The following is a 3,543-nucleotide window of genomic DNA, read 5'->3' on the forward strand; positions in this document are numbered from 1 at the left end:
GGTGCCGGGCGCGGCGTCAGGGCCGAGGATCGAGGCGTTGAGGCTGTCCTGCTCGGCGACGAACTTGACCGACTCGCGCAGCACGACGGGGTGCGACGTCAATTTGGCTGCGGTCGCCGCCGAGCCGGTGAAGCTGACCACGTCCTGCCCGCCAAGATGGTCGAACAGATCGCCGACCCCGCCGACGATCAGTTGGACCGCGCCGTCGGGCAGCAGGCCGGTATCGATCATGACGCGGAAGGCGGCTTCGCAGAGGTAGGCGGTCGAGCTGGCCGGTTTGACGATCGCTGGCATGCCGGCGAGCAGGGTCGGGGCGAGTTTTTCGAGCATTCCCCAGACCGGGAAGTTGAAGGCGTTGATGTGCACCGCGGCGCCTTGCAGCGGGGTGTAGATATGCTGGCCGACGAAGCTGCCGCGCTTGGACAGTGGCTCGAGATCGCCGTCGAGCAGGACGTGGGCGTCGGGCAATTCGCGGCGACCCTTGGAGGAAAAGCTAAGCAAAGTGCCCGCGCCGCCCTCGATATCGATCCAGCCGTCCTTGCGGGTTGCGCCGGTGGCCACGTTAAGCTCGTAGAGCGATTCCTTGGCGGCGAGGATGGCGAGGCCGAGCCCTTTGATGATTCGCGCGCGCTGGTGGAAGGTGAGGGAACGTAACGCCGGGCCGCCGACCGTGCGGGCGTGATGCAGCATGGCGGCAAAGTCGATCCCGCCCGAGCCAGTGGTAGCGACGATGGTGCCGTCGATCGCAGACGGGATGTCGGCGCGCTGGCCTGAGCCGGCAACCCACTGATCGCGGGCGTAATTGAGCAATTCGGTGGTCTTCATCACGCGGTCATGGCCGGTCAGGCGGGTGCCGGTAAAGTCTCAAAGGTCGCAAAAGACCAAGCCTGAACGACCAATTGTCCTATTTTCCCTAGAAACCCGCCAATGTCGCGGCGATTGTGCGGCGCAATCATACAAAATGCGCATCCAAAAGTCCGCAAACCGCACAAAATCGCGATCCCGCGGCAAGTTCGCGCGCTTGGCCCAGCAATGTGAAAGAGCTGGCACAAACGAGTCGCGCAGAGCGACGCTGGCAGACGAAATCCTACAATGGAAGCGCAATAGAGTGCTTGATCGACAGACGGTGCCGGCTAACGGCCTTCAAAAGTCGCGAGGCGTTTTTCGAGGAAGGCGGCGACTCCTTCGCGATAGTCGCGGGTGAAGCCGAGGCGGCGCATTTCGTCGCGCTGGAGGTCGAGCTCCTCGTCGAGCGTGCGGCTGCCGTTGGTGCGGATGATCGACTTGATCGCAGCGAGGCCGAGCGGGGGGAGAGAGGCGAGTTTCGCGGCCAGCGCATCGACTTCGGCATCGAGCACATCGTCGTCAACGCATTTCCAGATCAGGCCCCAGGCGGCGGCGGTCACGGCGGGGCGCGGCTCGCCGGTTCGCGCGCGGCCGCGCGCGCGGGCCTGACCGACGAGTCGCGGCAAGTGCCAGCTGCCGCCGCTATCGGGAATTAACCCCAAAGCGGCGAAACTCTGAATGAATTTGGCGGACTTGGCGGCGATGACCAGATCGCAGGCGAGCGCGATGTTGGCGCCCGCACCAGCGGCGACTCCGTTGACCCGGGCGATGACTGGCTGGGGCAAAGTGGCGAGATGGCGGATCAGCGGGTTCCAGCTGGCATCGACCGTTTCCCCGAGATCCACTGGTTCGCCCGGCGCCACCGCGCGATCATTCAGATCTTGCCCCGCGCAAAAGCCACGGCCCGCGCCGGTGAGGATGATGACCCGGGCGCCGGCGGCTGCATCGAGCGCGGCCGCAAGCTCGGCGTGCATTGCCTTGGTGAAGCTGTTGAGCCGGTCGGGGCGGTTGAGCGTGATCCGTGCAATGTGATGGTCGATGGTCAGCAGGATGGTTGGATCGGTCATTGCGCGATAGTGAAGGAAGGCGGGCCCCGGCTCAAGTCCGGGGTGACGGCCAACTCGGCGATTGCCTTGCGAGCGCGACCGCCATAAGCCTCGCTTCGTGAACCAGCCGCTTCCCCCTCAACCCGCCAGCGATGCCGCCCGGATGCGGCTGGTTGAAGCATTGGTGGCGACCGGATCGGAGGACCGCGCGGCGTTCTCGACTCTTTACCAACTGACCTCGGCGAAGCTTTTTGGCGTCTGCCTGCGTATCTGTGGGGAGAGGCAGGCGGCGGAGGATGTTTTGAGCGAGGTTTATCTGACCGTCTGGCGGCGCGCAGGCGCGTATGAGCCGGGACGTGCAAGCCCGATCAGCTGGCTGGCGACGATCGCGCGCAATCGGGCGATCGACTGGCGGCGGTCAGCGGGCCGCAAGGTAGCGATGACCCTGGACGAGGCGCCTGAAGTGGCGGATCCCGAGCCGTCGGCGGAACAAAGGATGGTGACGAACGACGAAGATCAGCGGCTGCATTTGTGCCTCGATCAGCTGGAGGACAAGCAGCGCGGAGCCATTCGCACCGCTTTCTTCGACGGCCTGACCTATGCCGAGCTGGCGGAGCGCGAAGGCGTGCCGCTGGGAACGATGAAAAGCTGGGTCCGCCGTGGCCTGATGCGATTGAAGGATTGCCTGCGTGACGACTGAGCCTGCCAGCCCTGAAGACACGTCTGCCGCCGAGCTGGCGCTGGGCGTGCTCGACGGCGACGAGCGCAGTGCGGCATTGCGGCGACTGATCGCCGAGCCGGCGTTTGCGCGCGAGGTCGAACAGTGGCGGGCGCACTTTGGAATATTGTATGCAGGCGTTGCGGAGTTCGCTGCGCCCGACGGCGTGTTGCAACGGGTTGAAGCGAAGATTGGCGGCGTTCGAGAGGTGGTTGCAATCCGGCCTCGCAATCCGTGGAAGCCGGCCGCACTCGCCGCATCGATTGCGGCGCTGGCGATGACGGCAGTGGCATTGCGGCCGGTGCCGGTGGCGACGGTTCCAGTGGCGACGGCGCCGTTGATTGCGGCGATGGCGGCAGCCGACGGCTCTGCCGGCCAACCAGCGCTATATGATGCGGCGGCCGGAACAGTGAAAATTCCTGGCGCATTGTCGATCCCGCAAGGGCGAAGCGCGCAATTATGGGCTATCGAAGGGGATAAGGCGCCGGTTCCGTTGGGGATCTTCCGTGAAAGCGCGCCGGGCATCTATGTCGTCGAAGCCAAGGTGGGGGTGGTGATTGCACCCGGCACCACGCTTGCCATTTCGATTGAGCCGATCGGCGGATCGCCAACCGGGCTTCCGACTGGGCCGGTCATTGCATCTGGCACCTTGTCGAAGGTGTAATGCATCCGCGGCAACGATGCCGCCGTATCTCTTCACAAGCAGCCCCCGACGGGCTCGCAAGAAGAGGATCATTCCATGTTGTCCAACAAGCCTTTCGCACTGATCGCCGCCGCGCTGGCTGTCGCCGCAGCGCCCGCCGCAGTGTCGGCCAAGAATCCGATGGTCGGCGGTGCCGCAATGTATTCGAACAAGAACATCGTCGCTAATGCCGTCAATTCGAAGGATCACACGACCCTGGTTGCTGCGGTCAAGGCCGCTGGCCTGGTCGA

Annotated in this window: 4 protein-coding genes and 1 pseudogene; 3 read left to right on the plus strand and 2 right to left on the minus strand. The window is 64.7% G+C overall.

Translation table 11 applies throughout. The annotated features are described in order from the left end of the window. Positions 1-825: aldehyde dehydrogenase family protein (locus tag RMN73_RS01945; protein WP_309601636.1), on the minus strand; the 825-nt coding region annotated here is incomplete at its 3' end. A gap of 308 nt (positions 826-1,133) precedes the next feature. Then, positions 1,134-1,913, minus strand: a complete 780-nt coding sequence (gene paaG / locus RMN73_RS01950; RefSeq protein ID WP_309601637.1) for a 2-(1,2-epoxy-1,2-dihydrophenyl)acetyl-CoA isomerase PaaG — start codon at positions 1,911-1,913, stop codon at positions 1,134-1,136. Between the two features lie 142 nt (positions 1,914-2,055). Between paaG and RMN73_RS01955 the strand changes: the two genes are divergently transcribed. The 3 genes and pseudogenes from RMN73_RS01955 to RMN73_RS01965 all read left to right on the plus strand — a co-directional run. Then, positions 2,056-2,592 carry a sigma-70 family RNA polymerase sigma factor gene (locus RMN73_RS01955; protein ID WP_309601639.1) on the plus strand — a complete coding sequence of 179 codons (537 nt, stop codon included), beginning with the start codon at positions 2,056-2,058 and terminating at the stop codon, positions 2,590-2,592. Next, positions 2,582-3,274 (plus strand): anti-sigma factor domain-containing protein, encoded by a 693-nt coding sequence (locus tag RMN73_RS01960; protein ID WP_309601638.1) that lies wholly within the window; start codon positions 2,582-2,584, stop codon positions 3,272-3,274. Before RMN73_RS01955 ends, RMN73_RS01960 begins: the two co-directional genes overlap by 11 nt. Positions 3,275-3,349: 75 nt before the next feature. Further along, positions 3,350-3,543, plus strand: a pseudogene (locus tag RMN73_RS01965) (fasciclin domain-containing protein); the annotation flags it as partial.

The organism is Sphingomonas sp. (genome assembly GCF_031372575.1).
GTDB lineage: Bacteria > Pseudomonadota > Alphaproteobacteria > Sphingomonadales > Sphingomonadaceae > Sphingomicrobium.

What these genes read in the sequence shown, in the direction of transcription:
- paaG (WP_309601637.1), bottom strand. Translation starts at nt 1,913, where the DNA reads ATGACCGATCCAACCATCCTGCTGACCATCGACCATCACATTGCACGG.
- RMN73_RS01955 (WP_309601639.1), top strand. Translation starts at nt 2,056, where the DNA reads ATGCGGCTGGTTGAAGCATTGGTGGCGACCGGATCGGAGGACCGCGCG.